The sequence below is a fragment of the Lentzea sp. DG1S-22 genome (assembly GCF_036321065.1).
In the GTDB taxonomy this organism is placed as follows: Bacteria; Actinomycetota; Actinomycetes; order Mycobacteriales; family Pseudonocardiaceae; genus Lentzea; species Lentzea jiangxiensis.
The window spans coordinates 3,725,591-3,743,574 of sequence record NZ_CP143276.1 but is presented as its reverse complement, the minus strand read 5'-3'; the positions used below and the strand labels follow the sequence as shown (position 1 = coordinate 3,743,574).

At 71.0% G+C, this 17,984-nt stretch carries 16 protein-coding genes and 1 pseudogene; 11 read left to right on the top strand and 6 right to left on the bottom strand.

The genetic code is table 11. From position 1 onward, the window contains the following. Nucleotides 1–41 precede the first annotated feature (41 nt). On the bottom strand, nt 42–1,295 hold the full coding sequence (locus V1227_RS16570; protein WP_329793471.1) for a sensor histidine kinase: 1,254 nt from the start codon (nt 1,293–1,295) through the stop codon (nt 42–44). Then, nucleotides 1,295–1,984, bottom strand: a complete 690-nt coding sequence (locus V1227_RS16565) for a response regulator transcription factor (protein ID WP_329793470.1) — start codon at nt 1,982–1,984, stop codon at nt 1,295–1,297. Before V1227_RS16565 ends, V1227_RS16570 begins: the two co-directional genes overlap by 1 nt. Nucleotides 1,985–2,028: 44 nt before the next feature. Here V1227_RS16565 and V1227_RS16560 point away from each other — a divergent pair, with 44 nt between their 5' ends. The 3 genes from V1227_RS16560 to V1227_RS16550 are packed head-to-tail and all read left to right on the top strand — an operon-like array spanning nt 2,029 to nt 4,011. Beyond that, nucleotides 2,029–2,712, top strand: coding sequence for an AfsR/SARP family transcriptional regulator (locus V1227_RS16560; protein ID WP_329793469.1), 684 nt, complete (start codon nt 2,029–2,031; stop codon nt 2,710–2,712). Then, the gene (locus V1227_RS16555) at nt 2,709–3,347 is read left to right on the top strand and encodes a helix-turn-helix transcriptional regulator (protein WP_329793468.1); all 639 of its coding nucleotides are present in this window, start codon (nt 2,709–2,711) and stop codon (nt 3,345–3,347) included. Before V1227_RS16560 ends, V1227_RS16555 begins: the two co-directional genes overlap by 4 nt. Before the next feature lie 19 nt (nt 3,348–3,366). After that, nucleotides 3,367–4,011, top strand: a complete 645-nt coding sequence (locus tag V1227_RS16550; protein WP_329793467.1) for a response regulator transcription factor — start codon at nt 3,367–3,369, stop codon at nt 4,009–4,011. Between the two features lie 115 nt (nt 4,012–4,126). Here the strand turns inward: V1227_RS16550 and V1227_RS16545 are convergent, their stop codons facing one another. The 3 genes from V1227_RS16545 to V1227_RS16535 all read right to left on the bottom strand — a co-directional run bounded on the left by V1227_RS16545 (nt 4,127) and on the right by V1227_RS16535 (nt 7,752). Continuing rightward, nucleotides 4,127–5,803, bottom strand: coding sequence for an AfsR/SARP family transcriptional regulator (locus tag V1227_RS16545; RefSeq protein WP_329793466.1), 1,677 nt, complete (start codon nt 5,801–5,803; stop codon nt 4,127–4,129). A 78-nt stretch (nt 5,804–5,881) separates the two neighbouring features. Continuing rightward, nucleotides 5,882–7,057 carry a protein kinase domain-containing protein gene (locus V1227_RS16540; protein WP_329793464.1) on the bottom strand — a complete coding sequence of 392 codons (1,176 nt, stop codon included), beginning with the start codon at nt 7,055–7,057 and terminating at the stop codon, nt 5,882–5,884. After that, nucleotides 7,054–7,752: an AfsR/SARP family transcriptional regulator gene (locus tag V1227_RS16535; protein ID WP_329793463.1), complete on the bottom strand. Its 699-nt coding sequence runs from the start codon at nt 7,750–7,752 to the stop codon at nt 7,054–7,056. Before V1227_RS16535 ends, V1227_RS16540 begins: the two co-directional genes overlap by 4 nt. 131 nt (nt 7,753–7,883) lie before the next feature. Here V1227_RS16535 and V1227_RS16530 point away from each other — a divergent pair, with 131 nt between their 5' ends. From V1227_RS16530 to V1227_RS16520, 3 genes are all read left to right on the top strand, one after another. Next, nucleotides 7,884–8,711 carry a hypothetical protein gene (locus V1227_RS16530; RefSeq protein WP_329793462.1) on the top strand — a complete coding sequence of 276 codons (828 nt, stop codon included), beginning with the start codon at nt 7,884–7,886 and terminating at the stop codon, nt 8,709–8,711. 5 nt (nt 8,712–8,716) lie between these two features. Next, complete coding sequence (locus V1227_RS16525) at nt 8,717–9,187, top strand: hypothetical protein (protein WP_329793461.1); 471 nt, start codon at nt 8,717–8,719, stop codon at nt 9,185–9,187. A gap of 193 nt (nt 9,188–9,380) precedes the next feature. Further along, nucleotides 9,381–9,539, top strand: coding sequence for a hypothetical protein (locus V1227_RS16520; RefSeq protein WP_329793460.1), 159 nt, complete (start codon nt 9,381–9,383; stop codon nt 9,537–9,539). A gap of 103 nt (nt 9,540–9,642) precedes the next feature. Here the strand turns inward: V1227_RS16520 and hflX are convergent, their stop codons facing one another. Then, the gene (hflX, locus tag V1227_RS16515) at nt 9,643–10,674 is read right to left on the bottom strand and encodes a GTPase HflX (RefSeq protein ID WP_329793459.1); all 1,032 of its coding nucleotides are present in this window, start codon (nt 10,672–10,674) and stop codon (nt 9,643–9,645) included. A gap of 413 nt (nt 10,675–11,087) precedes the next feature. Here hflX and glgX point away from each other — a divergent pair. The 5 genes and pseudogenes from glgX (at nt 11,088) to V1227_RS16490 (ending at nt 17,964) form a co-directional block, all read left to right on the top strand. Then, nucleotides 11,088–13,198: pseudogene (gene glgX / locus V1227_RS16510) on the top strand (glycogen debranching protein GlgX). Nucleotides 13,199–13,576: 378 nt separating this feature from the next. Continuing rightward, on the top strand, nt 13,577–15,016 hold the full coding sequence (locus V1227_RS16505; RefSeq protein ID WP_329793458.1) for a mannitol dehydrogenase family protein: 1,440 nt from the start codon (nt 13,577–13,579) through the stop codon (nt 15,014–15,016). Nucleotides 15,017–15,039: 23 nt separating this feature from the next. Further along, entirely contained in the window at nt 15,040–15,795 is a 756-nt protein-coding gene (locus V1227_RS16500) for an HAD family hydrolase (protein WP_329793457.1), read from the top strand. Then, nucleotides 15,792–17,150 (top strand): hypothetical protein, encoded by a 1,359-nt coding sequence (locus V1227_RS16495; RefSeq protein WP_329793456.1) that lies wholly within the window; start codon nt 15,792–15,794, stop codon nt 17,148–17,150. The genes V1227_RS16500 and V1227_RS16495 overlap by 4 nt, the downstream gene beginning before the upstream one ends. Further along, a complete protein-coding gene (locus V1227_RS16490; RefSeq protein ID WP_329793454.1) occupies nt 17,137–17,964 on the top strand; it encodes an inositol monophosphatase family protein in 828 nt (275 codons plus the stop codon). Before V1227_RS16495 ends, V1227_RS16490 begins: the two co-directional genes overlap by 14 nt. The last annotated feature ends 20 nt before the right edge of the window (nt 17,965–17,984 follow it).

Here is a 17,984-nt window from a genome sequence, read left to right as displayed (position 1 = left end):
GGTAACCACGCCGGTACACGAAACATCCGGGATCGGTACATTCACTGCCGTCCGGAGGGCAGCGCGATCTCGAAAATCGCCCCGCCCGTCTCGGACCGGTAGATGCCGAGCGTGCCGCCGTGCGCGTGCACGATCCGCTGCACGAGGTAGAGACCCAGTCCCGTCGACCCGCCGCTGCTGGTGAACCGCTGCAACGCCCGCTGCGCGGCCGCCTGGTCGAGACCCGGCCCCTCGTCGGCGACCACGACCCGGCCGTCGCCGACGCTCACGTGCACGACCGGGGCGGTGCCGGGCAGGTGGCCGTGCTGGATGGCGTTGCCGATCAGGTTCTCGACGGCGCGCCCGATCATGACCGGGTCGGCGTCCACCCTGGTCGGCACGGCCGTGAAGGTGATGCGGGCGCCCTCCGCGGGAACGTCCTCGACCACGGCGGAGACGAACTGGTCGAGCTGTACCGACTGGATGTTCAGCTGCTGCACACCGGCCTCGAACTTGGCGTGCATGAGTTGAGTGCCCACGATCCCGCCCATCCACTTGGACAGGCGCATGATGCGCGGAAGCACCGTGCCCATGCTGTCGGGATTGCGCATCGCCGTGTCCGCGAGCGCCCGCAGTCCGGTGACCGGTCTCCTCAGGTCGTGCGCGATGCCGTTGAGCATCTCCTCGTGCTGGTCCAGTGCGTGCGCCGCGGGTTTGATCGCGAGTCCGGAGAGGAAGTGGCCGGTGCCGCCGAGCGCGGCGACGAGGACCACGCAGCCCAGCGCCACCAACAGCACCCGCCGGTCGCGGCGGTCCTTCTCCTGCTGCGCGTCCGCCTGCGCGACGACGGCACCGACGTACGGCCCGTCCGCGCTGGTGAACGGCTGGGCGTAGGCCCGCACGAGCTTGCCGTCCACCGCGCGCACATAGGCGCTCTGAGGTACGCGCGCACGCACCGCGTCAGCCGCGAGCTCGCTGAGCACGGCGAAATCGACTTCCACGCAGGACGCGCCGCTCAGATAGGGCTCGAACCGGCCGTCACCGGCGGGCAGCACCGCGAACTGCGGGCACTCGACCGTGATCGAGTCGCCGAAGAGGCCGCTCGTGTCGAGCCTGCCATCGGTGAGCTCGAGCTGCCGCGCCACCAGCGGGGGCACTCTTCCCAGGTCGGCGTCGAGCGCCTGCTCACCCTTCTGCGCGTCGAGGTCGAGCATGAGCCATGCGACCAACAGCACCCCCGTGGCGTTCAGCGCAGTGAAGAGCCCGGTGAGCAACCACCTCAGGTCGCGCAGCCGTGCAGCGGCCCCGGTGATCATCACTGGGCCTCCAGCCGGAAACCCACCCCGCGCACGGTGTGGATGAGCTCCGGTTCGAGCAGCTTGCGCCGCAGCCGCTTCACGACCTTGTCGACCACGTTGGACATCGGATCCGTGCTGGTGTCCCAGCAGTGCTCGATCAGTGCGGATCTGGTGACGGTCGTGCCCGCCCGCGAGATCAGGTGCTCGAGCACGGCGAACTCCTTGAGGCTGAGGGCCAGCAGCGCCCCACCCCGGCGCGCCTCGCTGCGCGCGCAGTCGACCTCGAGGTCCGCGTGGCGCAGCACCGACGGACGGGCACGCCCCGCCCGGCGGCACATCGCCCGGACGCGCGCGGTCACCACGGCCATGTCGCACGGCTTGGCCACGTAGTCGTCGCCCCCGTGGTCGAACCCCGCGACCCGGTCGGCGACGCCGTCCAGCTGGGTCAGGAACAGCACGGGTGTGGCCCAGCCCTCGCGGCGACGGCGGTGCACGTACGTGATCGAGTCGCCGTCGGGCAGCAGCCGGTCGAAGACGACGCAGTCGTAGTCGTTGCTCCGCAACGCCCTGTCGGCGCCCGCGATGTCCTCCGCGTCGTCGACGTCGAAGCCGGCGGCCTGCAGCTCGACCACGAGGGCGACACGCGTGTCCTCGTAGTCCTCGACGAGCAGCACGCGCGGAGGAACCCCTCCCACCGGTCGTGTCATCAAATCCTCATGTGGTCACGGAGATGGTTGGCACTGTGACACCGATGATCTTCCACGTGCTCGGCCCACTCGGATCGCACTCCTCCACCGGCGCGGTCGTCGACTTCGGCACCCGCAAGGCGGGAACGGTGCTGGGGGTGCTCCTGCTGCACCCTAACGCCCGGGTGCGCACCGACGAGCTCGTCCGCGCGACGTGGCCGGAACATGCCGTGCCCGCGGCGGCGAAGGCGAACCGGAAGACGTACGTGTACCGGCTCAGGTGCGTGCTGCCGCCGTTCGGCGACGGCAGCCGCGTCGGCGACCCCCTCGCGGTCACCGGAGCGCTGCGGGACGCGGTGGCGGGCAGGTGCGCGGAGGCGGTCGCGGCCCACCAGCTCGGCGTCGACCGGCGGGACGCCCGCGCGCTCCTGGAGAACCTCGTGGACCACCACCTGGTGAACGGGTCGGCCGTCGTGCGGTCCGGTTTCCGGCTCGCCGGGTTCAGCGACACCGGCAGCGCCAAGTGGCCGTTGCCACGCGAGCTGCTCGGCGCGGCACCGGCCGTGACGACCGGTCCCGGGGGCGGGGCCGTCCTCCGGGCAGCCGCCACCACCCACGCCGCGATCACCAGCGCGGCAGCCGAACTCTCGCACGTCGGCGCGCGTCACGGCGTGCGCCTGGAACGACTCGTCGGACGGCACGCGAGTGCGGTCGCCGCCACCTTGCCCGTTGAAGGGGGATCCCTGTGAACACGCTGTCTCTGTTGCGCCCGGACTCGCCGGCCGGTGCCGGCGTGGAAGCGAAGCTGGCCTCCGCCACCGGCGAGGTGATGATCGCGGCCTCGCTGACCGGCCGGTCGATCGTGTTCCGCCGAGTCGACCAGGACAACCTGCGCCGTGGCGTGCGCTACCGGGTCCTGGTGCCAGACCGCGCCCGCACCGCGCACGGCATCTCGGCCAAGCTGGGAGCGCTCGCACTGGCGGGAGCCGAGATCCGGACCATGCCGAAGGTCCCGCTGGACGCGCTGATCGTCGACCGCGCGCTGACCGTGCTGCCCGCCGGTCGCCGCGACTCGGTCGCCGCGTTCGAGCTGGCCAGCGTCGTCACGACCACGGTCGAGCTCTTCGAGCGGGTGTGGCAGGCCGCGGTGCCGCTGACCGCGGCGGTGGCGTCCGCGGGGGAGGTGACCGACCGGGAACGGGAGTTGCTCACGCTGCTGTTCGCGGGCTGCACCGACGAGGCGGCCGCGGCGCGGCTCAACATCTCGGTGCGCACGGTGCGCCGCACGGTGTCCCAGCTGATGGACCGGCTGGGGGCGCGCAGCCGGTTCCAGGCAGGCGCCAAGGCCGCCGACCGCGGCTGGTTGCTCGACCACGCCGGCTGATCCGCTACCTTCGGTCACTGTGCGAGTACTGGTGACCGAAGACCACGACGAGACCCGTCTCGCCGTGGAAACCTCACTGCGCGGCGCGGGTTTCGCCGTCGACATCGCCACCGACCTGCCCGCGGCCGACGAGGCGCTGTTCGTGAACGCCTACGACTGCGTGGTCTTCGACCGCGTCCTGCCGTCCGGCGACGCGTTGCACTACGTGAAGCACCGCCGCCTGGACGGCTGGGACGCCCCCGTGCTGTTCCTGACCGGTATCGACAACCCGGTCGAAGGGCTGCCCTACGGCGACGACTACCTGGTCAAGCCGTTCGCCATGCCGGAGCTGATCGCGCGGGTGCGCAGCCTGTGCCGCCTCACCGCGGTCGCACCGCCGCCGGTGTTGAGGCACGGCGATCTGGAGCTGGACCTCGGCAGGCGCACCGCCACCCGTGCGGGCAGGGCGCTGAGCCTCACGGTCAAGGAGTTCACGGTGCTGGAACGCCTGGTGGCCGCGAGCGGGCACCTGGTGCGCCGCGACGACCTGATCGCGGCCGCCTGGGACCCCGAGGTGCCGCCGACGTCGAACGTGCTGGACTTCGTGATCACCGCACTGCGCCGCAAACTCGGCCCTCCTGCGGTGGTGAAGACCGTGCGCGGTTTCGGCTACCGCTGTTCCTGACTTCCACTGTGGACCGTCCACGCCACGTCCGCGGTTCTCTGGCCGAAGCCGCTCACTCACCTGCCACCACGGTGAGGACTTGCGCTCCCCGGTAGTCGAAGCCCATCGTGGACGGTCATACCGCGGTGAGTTGCCGCAGTGCCGGCGTCACGTGGCGGGCGTAGTCGCGCACCACGGGGTGGACCGCGTAGCGGCCCGGCGACTGTGCCACGACCAGGTGGTGGTCGACCAGGTGCTCCAGGACGCGGCCGGTCTCGCGGTCGCTCAGTCCGCAGTCCCGCTCGGCGGCGACCGCGTGCAGCAGACGGCGCTGGTGGTCGTCCAGCTCGCGGTAGGCCGGCTCGACCAACGTGATCGCGGTGCGGGTGGTCTCCTCCCGGAGACGTGTGACGAACTGCTCCGAGGTCCACTGTGGACGTGTGCGGTAAAGGGCTGTGGCCGCCCGCACCGCGGCGGGCAGACCCCCGGTCCGGCGGACCACCTCCCGCACGACGTCGTCGGCGGACGCCCCGGTGCAGGAGCGGAACAAGGCGGCGGTCTGCGCCGCGGGCAGAGGTGTCAGCGTCACCGGTTCGATCGCGTCCAGGTGAAGCACACGGGTGCGGGCGGTGATCAGGACCATGCAGCCGGCGCTGCCGGGCAGCAGCGGGCGGACCTGGTCGCTGCTCGACGCGTCGTCCAGGACCAGCAGCACACGCCGCCCAGCCAGATGTGCGCGCCAGGCCGCCGCCCGTTCCGCGACAGCCTCCGGGATGTCGCGCACCCCCGTGCTACGCAGCAGCCGCGCCAGCAGCACGTCCGCGCCGAGTGGTTCGCCATCGGGTGCGAGGTCGACGAACAGCTGTCCGTCCGGGAACTCCCCGGCGATCCGATGGGCGACGTGCACCGCGAACGCGGACTTCCCGACACCCGGCATCCCGTCGACCACGACCACCGGCACGGTGGTCGTGGCCGACCGGCTCAGCTCGGTCAGCCTCGCCGTTTCGAGGGAGCGACCGGTGAAGTCGGGCACGTTCCTCGGGAGATCGCACCGGACGCGCAGGGCGGCCGGCTCCGCGAGAGCGTGCCTGTGGGCTTCCACGAGCGCTCGACCAGGGTCGACGCCCAGTTCATCGGCGAGCACGCGCCGCGCGTCGTCGTACGTCGCCAACGCCTCGCTGCGGCGGCCCGCCCGGACGAGGGTCATCACCAACCGCGCCCACGGCCCTTCGCGCAGCGGGTCCGCGGCCGTCAGGTCGCGCAGCAGCGCGATCGCCTCGCGGTGGCGCCGCACGGCGGTCAACGCGTCGGCCAGGGTCTCGCGGACCTCCCAGCGCAGTTCCTCCAACTCCGCCACCACCGGTGCCACGACCTCGTCCGGCAGCTCGGCGAAGGGCGTTCCCCGCCACAGCGCGGCCGCGGCCTCCAGGTGGCGCACCGCGTCAGTCGCGTCTCCTCGCGCCATGGCGGTCCGCCCGTCCGCGGTGCGGCGCCGGAAACACTCGACGTCCACCTCGGCGGGGTCCGCGCACAGCCGGTACGCGCCCGCCCGTGCCTCGATCGTCGGGCCGCGGTCGTGTGCGGGGAGGAGATCGCGGCGGAGCTGCCAGACGTAGCTCTTGATGTTCGACAGCGCCGAGCGCGGCGGCACCCGGTCCGGCCAGATCGCCTCGACCAGCCGGCCGCAGTCCACCCATTCGCCCCTGTTCAGCAGCAGCCTGGCCAGCAGCGCGGCGGGCTTGCGCGCGACCCGCCGCGGCCCGTCCTCACCCGGCACCCGTGTCTCCAGTGGCCCCAGCACGCGCAACAGCACCTTCGCACCTCCGGTCTCCCCTGCCATCACGGTTCGAACTGTCGCAGGGGGACCATGAGGATTTGATGACACAGCGGGTCAGGTCTTGCAGCGCGCCCCGCGGATGGACTTGGGCGCGGTTTCCAGCACGCGCTTGCCATCGGTGGCTTGGACGAGGAAGCAGTACTTGCCCGCGCCGTCCACCGGGACGCGCATCGAGCGGTTGTGGGCCATCAACACCTGTGGGTTCTGGTTCTCCGCCGCCACGACGACGGCGAAGGTGAAGCCGTCCGGGGCTTGCCAGGTCAGGTCGACGTGCGCCCCGCCGTCGACCGGATCGCCGAGCGTGAGCGTGACCGGCGCGGTGGCCGAGCTCGCCGCGACCGAGGTGGTGGACGCCGCCGACCGCGGTGCGGCCGGCTTGCCGTCCACGAGAACCGGCACCATGACGAGAGCCGTGGCGGCGGCAACGACCCCGATGACCACCGTCCGGGCGCGCAGCCGCCCGCGCTGCTCGGGCGTGGGGGCATCGCCCGCCTCGGGTTCCGGCGCAGCATGCTCCGGTGGGACCGGTTCGCTCTGCGGTGCCAGCAGCTCGGTGAGCTGCCGGACCACGACCTCGACCGTCGACGGGCGGTCAGCGGGGTCCTCGGCGAGCAGGCGCCGGACCAGCTTCGCCAGGTCGGCCGGGACGTCCGGCCACGGTGCCCCGTCGTCCGGCGGGGCACCCGTCAGAGCGAGGTGCAGCACACCGCCGATCCCGTACAGGTCGGATCGTTCGTCCATCGTGCCGTCGTGCCGGGTTTCCGGGGCGGTGTACCTGGTCGCGGCCGGCGGGAACGCGCGACGCAGAGACGTGCCGAAGTCCGCCACCACCGGTGCGCCGGACGGGTGGAACAGCACGTTGTGCGGTGTCAGTCCACCGTGGACGACACCGACGCGGTGCGCCGCGGCTACGGCCGTGGCGACCGCGTGGCCCACCCTCAGCGCGTCGGCGGGGAGCAGCGCCCCGCTGTCCGCCACCAGTCCCGCCAGCGATGCCGAGCACAGCTCCATCTGCACCGCGGGCTTGCCGTCTCCCAGCCGCACCACGTCGTCGACCGGCAGAATCGGCGCTTCGCCGCACAACGGGGCCAGAGCCTCCTGTTCGCGCCTGAACGAGTCGAGCACATCCTCATCGACTGGCGGATACGCTTTCAGCGCCAGGTACAGGCCGCCGTAGACCGTGGCCGCGGGGCCCGTGCCGATGAGGTCGAAGTCGTCTCCGCTGTTCATCGCGCACCCCACGGCATCGGTGCGCCGACCTCGCGGGCCGCCTTGCGCGACGCCGCCGCGGCCTCGAGCGGCCGACCGGCGTGGGTCAGCACCTCGACCAGGCGCAGCCAGGTGCGTTCCCGTTTCGGGTCCTCCGCGGTGAGCGCCTGGAGCAGCGTCACCGAGCTGGCGGTGTGGTCCAACGCCATCAGCGCGTCCACGAGGTGGTCCAGCGCCGCCCACCGCAACCGCGTCAGCCGGTCCGCCTCGGTCCGGCTGTGGTAGGTGGTCAGCGAGGAGAACGGCGCGCCGCGCCACAGGTCGGCCGCGGCGCGGAAGCAGTGGGCGGCCGATGCCGGGTCAGTGGACAGCAACGCGCGCCCGTCGTGGACCAGCTGTTCGAACACGACGCTGTCGAGTTCGCCCTCGCCGATGTTGAGCCGGTACCTGCCGCCCATGCTTTCGATCCGCGCCGACGTTTCGCCGAAAAGCGGTGTGCGCCGACACAGGTCGTGCACGTACGGCCACAACTCCTTGGCCGGAGATGTGGAGGTCCGGTCGGGCCACACGGTCTCAGCGAGGCTGTCGGCACTCACCCAGGTGTTGGGGCGCAACAACAACGTGGTCAGGACGTGTTCCGACGCCCCGGCCGGTATGTCGGCCTTGCGGCCGTCCAGGTGGACGACTTCGAGCGGCCCCAGTACGCGGAACAGCATTCGGTCACCTCCGTCACCTCTCTGTGGGCGACGGTAGGGAGGAGGTGTCCAGCAGCGATTCATTCCCCTCGCACCCGTTTTGCACCGGCCGGTGTGACCATCTCGTCAGGTATCTACCGAAGCGAGGAGTCATGGAAGAGTCGGGCAACGGCAGCAACCTGAAGCGGGCAGCGCTGTACGGCGTCGCGGGACTGATGACGGCCGCGATCGGCGCGTCGGCGATCAACGTGCTCGCGGCGGAGGACACCAAGCCGGAGCAGCGGCAGGCGGCTCAGTCCGCGCCTCCCGCCACCCCGAAGCCGGCGGAGCCCACACCGCCCCCGGCACCGAAACCGGTCCCCGTTCCGCAGGCGGAGGCACCCGTTCCGCAGGCGGAGGCACCCGTTCCGCAGGCGGAGGCGCCCGCGCCGCAGGCGGAGGCGCCCGCGCCGGTGGCCGCGCGCCCGGCCCCGCAGCCCGCCGCGCCGCGCGTGGTGCAGCCAGTGGTGGCGAAGCCGATGGTGCCGCAACCGGCCGTGGCCGCCGTCAACCCCCAGCCGCTCGCACTGCCGGTCGTCGCAAGCGCCCAAGTGCAGGCGAGCGGGACGGGAAAGGCAGAGGCCGTCGTGCACACGTCGTCCTCGGCTCCCGTTTCCGTCAAGAAGCCCTCGCCTGCGGATGAGGCGTTGAAGAAGGCGAAGTCGGAGGCGACCGAGGCGAAGAAGAAGGTCCAGCACGCCGAGAAGGAGCTGGCCGGGGCGAAGAAGGAGTACGAGAAGAAGAAGGGCGAGATCAAGAAGATCCAGAAGCAGAAGAAGGAGGAGAAGAAGCAGGCGAGCAAGCCCAAGCCGCCGGTCGCGCCCGTGCTGACGGTGAAGACCTCACCCGACATGGAGAAGCGGCTGAAGGTGCACACCAGCAAGCACAAGTCCGGCAAGAAGGTGACCATCACCGTGTCGTCGTCGGCGCACAGCGGGTGAGCGGCATGCCCACGAAACGACTGCCGTTCGACGACTACGGGTCCTCCACAGCGGAGGACGAGTTCGCCGAAGACACCAAGCCGTCCTACAACTCGTACTACGTGGTCCTTCCGGAAGAGGTGTGGCAGTCCGACGTTGACTCCTCGCCTGCCGACATCGAATGCTATGAGGACGCCGAGGACTACGACGACGTCAAGGACTACGAGGACTACGAGGACGAGGTTGTCGTCGGCGTGGACTACGACCACGAGCCGCCGCGGCGAGAGCCCATGAGCAGCGCCAAGGCCGGCAACATCGGCGGGATCTCCGCAGCGCTGGTGGCGGGAGCTGTTCCGGCTGTTGTCGTCGACCTGCTGCCCGCCGCCCTGGTGGGTGGCCTCGCGGCCGGTCTGTTCGGCGGGCTCATGGGTCGTTGCATCGGAATCGAGCTGCAGCAGCGCAGGCAGCGGGGAAGAGAGACCGAGCATCGACTCTGAGGAGGCCGCACCGAAGTCGGAACCTTCCGCGGTACGCCAGGAGCCGCAGGTGTTCGGATTGCGTCTCATCGCACATTGGGATCCGTGTCGCGCTGGCGGCCTACCGGGCGGGGCGCTCTTCCACGGGCCGGATTCACCGCGCCTGTGCCGGGTATGCCGCACGGACGAAGGACGAGCCCGGGAGGAGCGTGCCGTGACGGAACCGGCCGAGAATGAGCAGACGGAGCGTGGTGCCGCCGAGGAGGCGAGCGGGGCACCACTCACCGACACGGAAGTCGAGGTGTCGAAGCGGCCACCAAGCGATCCGCCGGCGAACGACGGCATCGGCTTGGGCGCCGCCGACGTCGAGTGAGTGGCCGGCCGGCCCGACATCCCGGTTACCGGTATCGGGCCGGCCTGACCACGCGAACGACCAGCTGTCCGGGGCGAGTGGCCCGGTGGAGAGCGCAGGTCGGTCAGCGGGTGTGCTCCCGCGCCCAGTCGGCCAAGTGCTTGCGCATCGCACCGACGTGGTCGCCGGTGAGCGCGGAGACCCCGAGGGCGTCCGGATGACACCGGAGCAGCGCCGACACCCAGTCGGCGGGCGCGATGTCGGTCTTGTTCAGCACCAGCTGCTCCGGTACGTCTCCCGCGCCGATCTCGTGCAGGACGCCGTGGACCGTGGTGATCTGGCCCAGGGCGTCGGGAGCCGAGGCGTCCACGACGTGCAGGACCAGGTCGGCCTGCCTGACCTCCTCCAGGGTGGACTCGAAGGCGTCGACGAGCTGGTGCGACAGGTGCCGGATGAAGCCGACCGTGTCGGTGAGGGTGAGCGTCACCTCCTCGTCGCTGATCCGGCGCACGGTTGGATCGAGCGTCGTGAAGAGGACGTCCGCTGAGGCGACGCCGACGCCGGACAGGCGGTTGAGCAGCGCCGACTTGCCGGCGTTGGTGTACCCGATGATCGCCACCGAGGGGACGCGGTTGCGCGCGCGTCGCTCGCGGGTGCGCTGCCGGCGGCGGGTGAGTGCCGCGACCCGTCGACGCAACGCGGTGGCCCGCCGGCGCAGGGTGCGGCGCTGGGTCTCCAGGCGCATCTCGCCGGGGCCGCGCCCACCGATGCCCGCGCCACCGGCGACCCTGGAAAGGGCCTCGCCCTGGCCGCGCAAGCGCGGCAACTGGTAGGCGATCTGGGCCAGCTCGACCTGCAGGCGTCCTTCACTGCTGCGAGCGTGCTGGGCGAAGATGTCCAGGATCAGGGCGGTGCGGTCGAGGACGCGGACACCGGTGCGCTCTTCGAGCGTGTGGGCTTGGCGCCCGGTGAGCTCGCCGTCCGCGATGATGAGGTCGGCGTGCGCCTGCTTCGCGGCGGTGGCGAGCTCACCGGTCTTGCCGGCCCCGACGTAGGTGGCCTTCGCGCGACTGCACGACGGTGTCGACCACGTCCAGGCCGTCCGTGTCCGCCAACCGCCGCAGCTCCGTCGACGACAGCTCCGTGCCGGACGCACCGGCGGTCCGGTCGTTCCGCACCGCCACCAGCACCGCACGTGGAGCTGTCGTCCGCTCCGCTCCCTCTCCCAGCAACCATGCGCCTGCCATCGGCCCTCCTTCGTCAGGAGATCGTCGGCTACCTCCACGCCACTGCCTCATGCGCGACCCGGCGGCCCTGGTTCAAGGCCCCGGCACCGGGTAAAGCTCACCTGAAGTCCGAATCGGGAGGACGGACCAGGACCCGACGCCGGTGCACGGCTGTGAGAGCGGCGGTCAGCCCCATTCGGGACGGCGCCATGACGCCGGAGGTGACGAGAAACCGCCCGGCGAGTGGCACGAGCAAAGGCCGATCTCGCCGCCCGAAGGGCGTTGAGACCCACAACCTGTTCCTTCCCCGGTTGAGCCCGGCATTGGTGGGCATACCTCGCCGGTGAAAGCCTGGCCTGGAACGTCCTATCCGCTCGGCGCCACCTATGACGGCGTCGGCACCAACTTCGCTCTGTTCTCGGAGGTCGCCGACCGCGTCGAACTGTGCCTGTTCGACGACGACGGCACCGAGACGAGGGTTCACCTCTCCGAGGTGAGCGGTTTCGTCCACCACGGATACCTGCACGGCGTCGGGCCCGGTCAGCGGTACGGGTACCGGGTCCACGGGCCGTTCGACCCCGAACGCGGGCCGCGCTGCAACCCCAACAAGCTCCTGATCGACCCGTACGCCAAGGCCATCAGCGACGGCCTGCGGTGGGACGAGTCGGTGTTCGACTACCGGTTCGGTTCGCCGGACGAGCGCAACGACGCGGACTCGGCGGCGTTCGTGCCGAAGTCCGTGGTGGTGAGCCCGTTCTTCGACTGGGCGGACGACAGATCGCCGAATACGCCCTACCACGAGACCGTCGTCTACGAGGCCCACGTCCGCGGACTCACGATCGCCCACCCGGAGATCCCTGAGCGGTTGCGCGGGACCTACGCGGGTCTCGCGCACCCGGTCATGATCGACCACCTGACCCGGCTGGGGGTGACGGCGGTCGAGCTGATGCCGGTGCACCAGTTCATCAATGACCACACCCTGATGGAGAAAGGGCTCGGCAACTACTGGGGTTACAACACGATCGGGTTCTTCGCCCCGCACGACGCCTACGCCTCGCAGGCCGGTTCCCACAACCAGGTGCAGGAGTTCAAGGGCATGGTCCGCGCCCTGCACGACGCGGGCATCGAGGTCATCCTCGACGTCGTCTACAACCACACCGCGGAGGGTAACCACCTCGGGCCGACACTATCGATGCGCGGCATCGACAACGAGGCGTACTACCGGCTGGTCGAGGACGACCCGAAGTTCTACGTGGACTACACGGGCACGGGGAACTCGCTGAACGTCCGCTCGCCGCACACGCTGCAGCTGATCATGGACTCGCTGCGGTACTGGGTCACCGAGATGCACGTCGACGGCTTCCGGTTCGACCTCGCCGCCACCCTGGCCCGCGAGTTCTACGACGTCGACCGGCTGTCGACGTTCTTCGAGGTCGTGCAGCAGGACCCGATCGTCTCGCAGGTGAAGCTGATCGCGGAACCGTGGGACGTCGGTCCCGGTGGCTACCAGGTCGGCAACTTCCCCCGCTCTGGACGGAGTGGAACGGCAAGTACCGCGACACGGTCCGCGACTTCTGGCGCGGTGAGCCCGCGACGATGGGCGAGTTCGCCTCCCGTGTCACAGGCTCCTCGGACCTCTACCAGAACGATGGGCGCCGCCCGTACGCGTCGATCAACTTCGTCACCGCGCACGACGGCTTCACGCTCAACGACCTCGTGTCGTACAACGACAAGCACAACGACGCCAACGGCGAGGACAACCGCGACGGCGAGAGCCACAACCGCTCGTGGAACTGCGGGGCCGAAGGCCCGACCGACGACCCCGCGGTGCTCGAGCTGCGGGCGCGACAGCGGCGCAACCTCATGGCGACCATGCTGCTGTCGCAGGGCGTGCCGATGATCCTGCACGGCGACGAGTTCGCCCGCACGCAGAACGGCAACAACAACGCCTACTGCCAGGACAACGAGGTTTCCTGGGTTGACTGGTCGTTGCTCGACGACAACGCCGAACTCGCCGAGTTCACCTCCGCGGTGATCGCGTTCCGCAAGGCGCACCCGGTGTTCCGGCGCAAGCGCTTCTTCGCGGGCAGGCCCATCCGCAAGGGCGAGGAGCTGCGCGACATCGCATGGTTCACCCCGTCCGGCGAGGAGATGACCGAGCAGAACTGGGAGGACGACTTCGGCAAGTGCATCGTCATCTTCCTCAACGGCGAGGGCATCCCCGACCTCGACGCGCGCGGGATGCAGGTGGTCGACGATTCCTTCCTGATCGCTTTCAACGCGCACCACGAGGACATCGAGGTGACGCTGCCCGACGCCGAGTACGGTCCGGAATGGACTGTCGTGGTCGACACGACGACCGGCCAGGTCGGCGAGAGCGAGAAGCCGGTCGCCGCGACCGGGCAGCTGACCCTGCCGGCGCGGTCGCTGCTCGTTCTGCGACGCGTGAGCTGACACCGCACGAACGCAGCCCTGTGGCGCATCACCTCGCAGGTGCGCGACAGGGCGGTTCGGACGGAAGAACACCTGGCTCGATCGAACGTTTGGCCTCTCAGAAGAGTGGTATCCCGGCCCTGACCTCGGAATCTGTTCAGCAGATGTCGAGTCGTCACTTCGGTGGAACGGTCGAGCAGCGTGCCGCCTCCGGTCCGAACCAGAGACTGGTGCGTCAGCGGCCAGTCAGCTTGACAACGTCCACACGAGACCACTGCCAGTGCTGTCCCGAACCGAAGGGGCGGGACCAACGGACGCGATCCCTCTGTGAGCGAACACAGAGCGGCATCACCCGTTGGTGTGCTGGCGTGGCAACGACCAACCTCAGCGAGGATCGTCATGCTCGACAACAACCCATCAGCGACGATTCCCGCCGAACCGGCGGACGTCCGCAACGGTCGCCTGTTCCTCCCCGCCTACGACCGCTCACGGCTGCGTCCAGCGGTGGTCCACTTCGGCGTCGGCGGGTTCCACCGCGCACATCAGGCGGTGTACTTCGACGAACTGGCCGGGTTGGGGTTCAGTCGCTGGGGCGTCATCGGGGTGGGTATCAGCCATCCGGAGATGGGGGACGTGCTCAGGGCGCAGGACAACCTCTTCACCGTCGTGCAGCGCGGTTCCCGGTCCAGTGCGGCGAGAGTCGTCGGCAGCATGGTCGAGTACCTGCTCCTGGCCGACGGCGCGGACGCGGTGCGGCAACGGTTGATCGACCCCGAGATCCGGCTGGTCACCCTCACGATCACCGCGGACGGCTACCGCGTGCCCGACGACCTGGGCGAGGCGCGCGACTCGGTGTTCTGGTTGCTGGTCGACGCCCTGGACGCACGCCGCCGTGCCCACGACGCGCCGTTCACGGTGCTGTCGTGCGACAACCTGCCGGACGCCGCCGCCGCGACGCGCGACGCGGTGATGACGCTCGCCCGGCGCCGCGATCCCGCTCTCGCGGACTGGATCACCGAGAGGGTCACCTTTCCCGGCAGCATGGTGGACCGGATCACCCCGGTGACGACGCTGGAGGACCGCGAGGAGATCGAGCGCGAGTTCCTGGTCGACGACCGGTGGCCGGTGATCACCGAGCAGTTCAGCCAGTGGGTGGTCGAGGACTCCTTCTGCAACGACCGGCCGCCGCTCGACCGGGTCGGCGTGTCCTTCGTGCCGGACGTGGCGCCCTACAAGCGGATCAAGGGCAGGCTGCTCAACGGCGCACACTGCGCCCTGGGCTACGTGGGTGCCCTGGCGGGTCACTGCAGCACCGACGAGGCGATGGCGGATCCGGTGGTGGCGGGCTTCGTCGAGGAGCTGATGCGCGAGGAGATCGCCCCGCTGCTGCCGGCGGACGTTCCCGGCATGGAGCTGGACGCGTACTGCGGAACCCTGCTCGACCGGTTCCGCAACCCGGCCATCGGTGACCGGCTGTCCCGGTTGTGCCGGCGGGGTTCGACGAAGATGCCGGACTACCTGCTGCCCTCGTTGCACGAGGCACGCGCGCAGGGGCGTCCGCGGGCGCGGCTGACCTTCGCCGTGGCCGCGTGGCTTCGCTACCTGCGCGGCGTGGACCTCGACGGCGAGCCGATCGAGGTGCAGGACGCCCGCGCCGACGAGCTGTGCGCCGCCGCCGAGTGCGGAGGCGACGACCCGTCGGCGCTGCTCGGGTTCACCGACATCTTCGGCGACCTGGCAGAAGACGAGGGCTGCGTCGCCGATCTGCGCCGGTTCCTGACGGCCCTCGACCGGGACGGTGTCCGAGGCTGCGCCGAGTCACTTCGCGACAACCGCTGATCCGCTCTGACGACAGGAGAGACATGTCCGGCTCCACTTCCTCCCACCTCGCGGGGGTCACCACGCTGCTGTTGGACGCCGACGGCACGCTGTTCCCCTCCGAGGAACCGGCGTTCGCCGCGTCGGCCGGGGTCACGAGGGACTTCGCCACCACGTTCGGCCTCACCGGGAACTTCGACCCGGAGCACCTGCGCCGCACCACCACCGGGAAGAACTTCCGCACCACCGGCCAGGACCTCCTCGCCAGCCAGGGTGTGTCCATCGAGCCGGACGAGCTCGAGGCGTGGGTCGAGCGGGAGAAGGTCGAGGTCACCGCGCACCTCGGCCGGGTTCTGGAACCACGGCCGGACGTGCGCGACTGCCTCGCGGCCCTGTCCCGCCGGTATCGGCTGGCCGTGGTGAGCTCCAGCGCGCTGAGCCGCATCTCGGCCTGCATCCGAGCCAGTGGGCTGGACGAGTTCCTCCCGGAGGACGCGCGCTTCAGCGCCGAGGACAGCCTGCCCGTCCCCACCAGCAAACCGGACCCGGCCGTGTACCTGCACGCGCTGCGGCAGCTGGGCATCGGCGCGGAGGAAGCGGTCGCGGTGGAGGACTCGGTCACCGGTGCGGGTTCGGCGGTGGCCGCGGGGATCGCCACGGTGGGCATCGTGCAGTTCGTGCCCGAGGACGAGCGGGCGGACCGCGTCGAGGCTCTGACCCTGGCCGGGGTACCGCGGGTGGTGCAGTCCTGGCAGGGACTCGCGGAGCACCTCCTGGACACCGCGGTGGTGGCGCTGTGAACAGGCGCAACGGGGTTCGCGCGGCGGGCACGACGGCCACGCGGCTCGGTGTGGACACCGCCCCGTTCCGCGACCACGACGTGCCGACGCCCAGAGACGGTGGTGCCGCCGAGCGGCCGCGACCGAAGAAGGGCGGCCGGACGCTGCTGGGCTACCTGCTCGTCCCGCGTCCCGGCGATCTGGTCAAGGGGCTCCTCATGCCCACCACCTTCGCATTGGGTGTGCTGGCGGGCGGCCACTGGGACGGGCAGACGGTGTTGCGGGCGTTGGTGGCGTGGATCGCGCTGGAACTGCTCGTGTACCCGGCGCGCTACCAGTGGAACGACGTCCGCGGTTTCGTCGCCGACCAGCACCACCCCGGCGAGAAGGACCGGGGCCGGTTGCCGGGGCCTCTCGACCGCGCCCGGCAGCACGTGACCGCGAGCTGCGTCGTGGCTCTGGCGAGGCTGGCGGCCGTCGCCTGCCTGGCGCTGGCGCTGCCCGGTCTGCGCCTCGGCGGTCTGCTCCTGACCATCACGGTGGGCGTGTTCGGCATCGCCGTCGTCTACGAGGCGTTGCGCTCGGGCACCGGCCGGACCGGCCAGGTGCCCGCGCCGCTGAGGCCGCGGCTCGTCGCGTTGTGGATCGTCGTGGGCGCCGGGTACGCGCTGCGCGGGATGATCGGGCTGGTGCTCGCCGGGGACCTGGGCGACCGGCCGGGAGCGCTGGTCGCGGCCACCGTGGCGCTGTGGGCGTTCGGCATCTCGTTCGTCACCAGCAGGTGGGCGCTGGAGGCGCTGGCGTTCGCCAGGATCGACGACGGCCGCCTGGTCTGGACCGCTCGCGCGGAACAGGCGCGGGAGCACCTGCTGGGCCTGGTGCGGTGGCTTCCGGCACGGACCGCCGAGCGCGATCCCGCCGACTGGGCCGCGCTGCGCGGCCGGACCTCGCTGACAGCGCCGTGGAACCTGGCGCTGGTCCTGGCGGGTGCGGCGGCAGGGCTGACCGGACCGCTGCTCACCGGGCCCGTGCCGGTCGGCCACGCCGTCCTCGCGGCGGTGCTCGGTGGCATGGCCGCCCTCGCGGCGATCCTCGTCCCGAGGGGACGTGTCGCGGTGGTGCTCGGCGGCGCGGCGGTCCAGTGGACCGCGCTGGTCGCTTCGGCCGTGCCCCGCCCGGCGTTCGCCGTGCTGCCCTGGCTCGCGTTGATGGCCGCCTACCTGGTCTTCAGCGGCAAGCGCCTGAACACGATCGGTACGGGGACCCGGCGCGTCCGCGCCGCGGCGGGCGCCGTGCTCGTCCCCGTCGCCCACGCCGTGGTCGGAGAAGCCACCTGGAGCGCCGTGCGGTCCGGGGGTCCTCGTGCGACCCGCTGAGGAGCTGGACGCACTGCTGTCGGTCGCTCTCGAGGCGGCCGGGGCCGGAGCGCGCACGGCGCTGGAGTGGAGCGGACGCGCGCTGGTGGTGGAGGAGAAGGCGGCCTCGGACGACCTGGTGAGCCAGGCCGACCGCGACACCGAGCACGCCATCCGTGCCGTGCTGGCCCGTCGCCGCCCTGACGACGCCGTGCTCGGGGAGGAGATGGGCGTCACCGCCGGCGGGGGAGGCGTGCGCTGGATCGTCGACCCGATCGACGGGACGACGAACTACCTCTACGGACGGTCCGACTGGGCGGTCAGCGTGGCCGCGGCGAACGAGGCCGATGACGCGCTGCTGGCCGGTGTGGTCGTCGAGCCGGTGCTCGGCAGGACCACGGCGGCCCGGCTCGGCGGTGGCTGCGTCACGAACGGCACGCCGGTCACCGCCCTCGCGCAGCACGACCTGTCACGGGCACTGGTGGAGCTCAACCTCGGGCGCCCGCCCCAGCGCGTGCTGGCAGGCCGGACGATCGACGCCCTGGTGCCGAGGGTGCGTGATGTGCGCCGTGGCGGCAGTGCGGCCGTGGCGCTGGCGCAGGTCGCCACCGGCCGGGCGGACGCCGTGTGGGCGCCCGGCCTGCAGCCCTGGGACTGCGCCGCGGGCGTTCTGCTGGTCCAGGAGGCGGGCGGGACCACCGGTGACCTCACCGGCCCGACGCCGGGCACCTGGCCCGCGAGCGGCGACGTCCTCGCGGCCTCCGGTGCGCTGTGGAAGGCGTTGCACGAGGTGCTGGCCGCCACGTGGACGTCCCTGGAAGCCGCAACCCCCTGACCGGACAGGAAGGAACCACT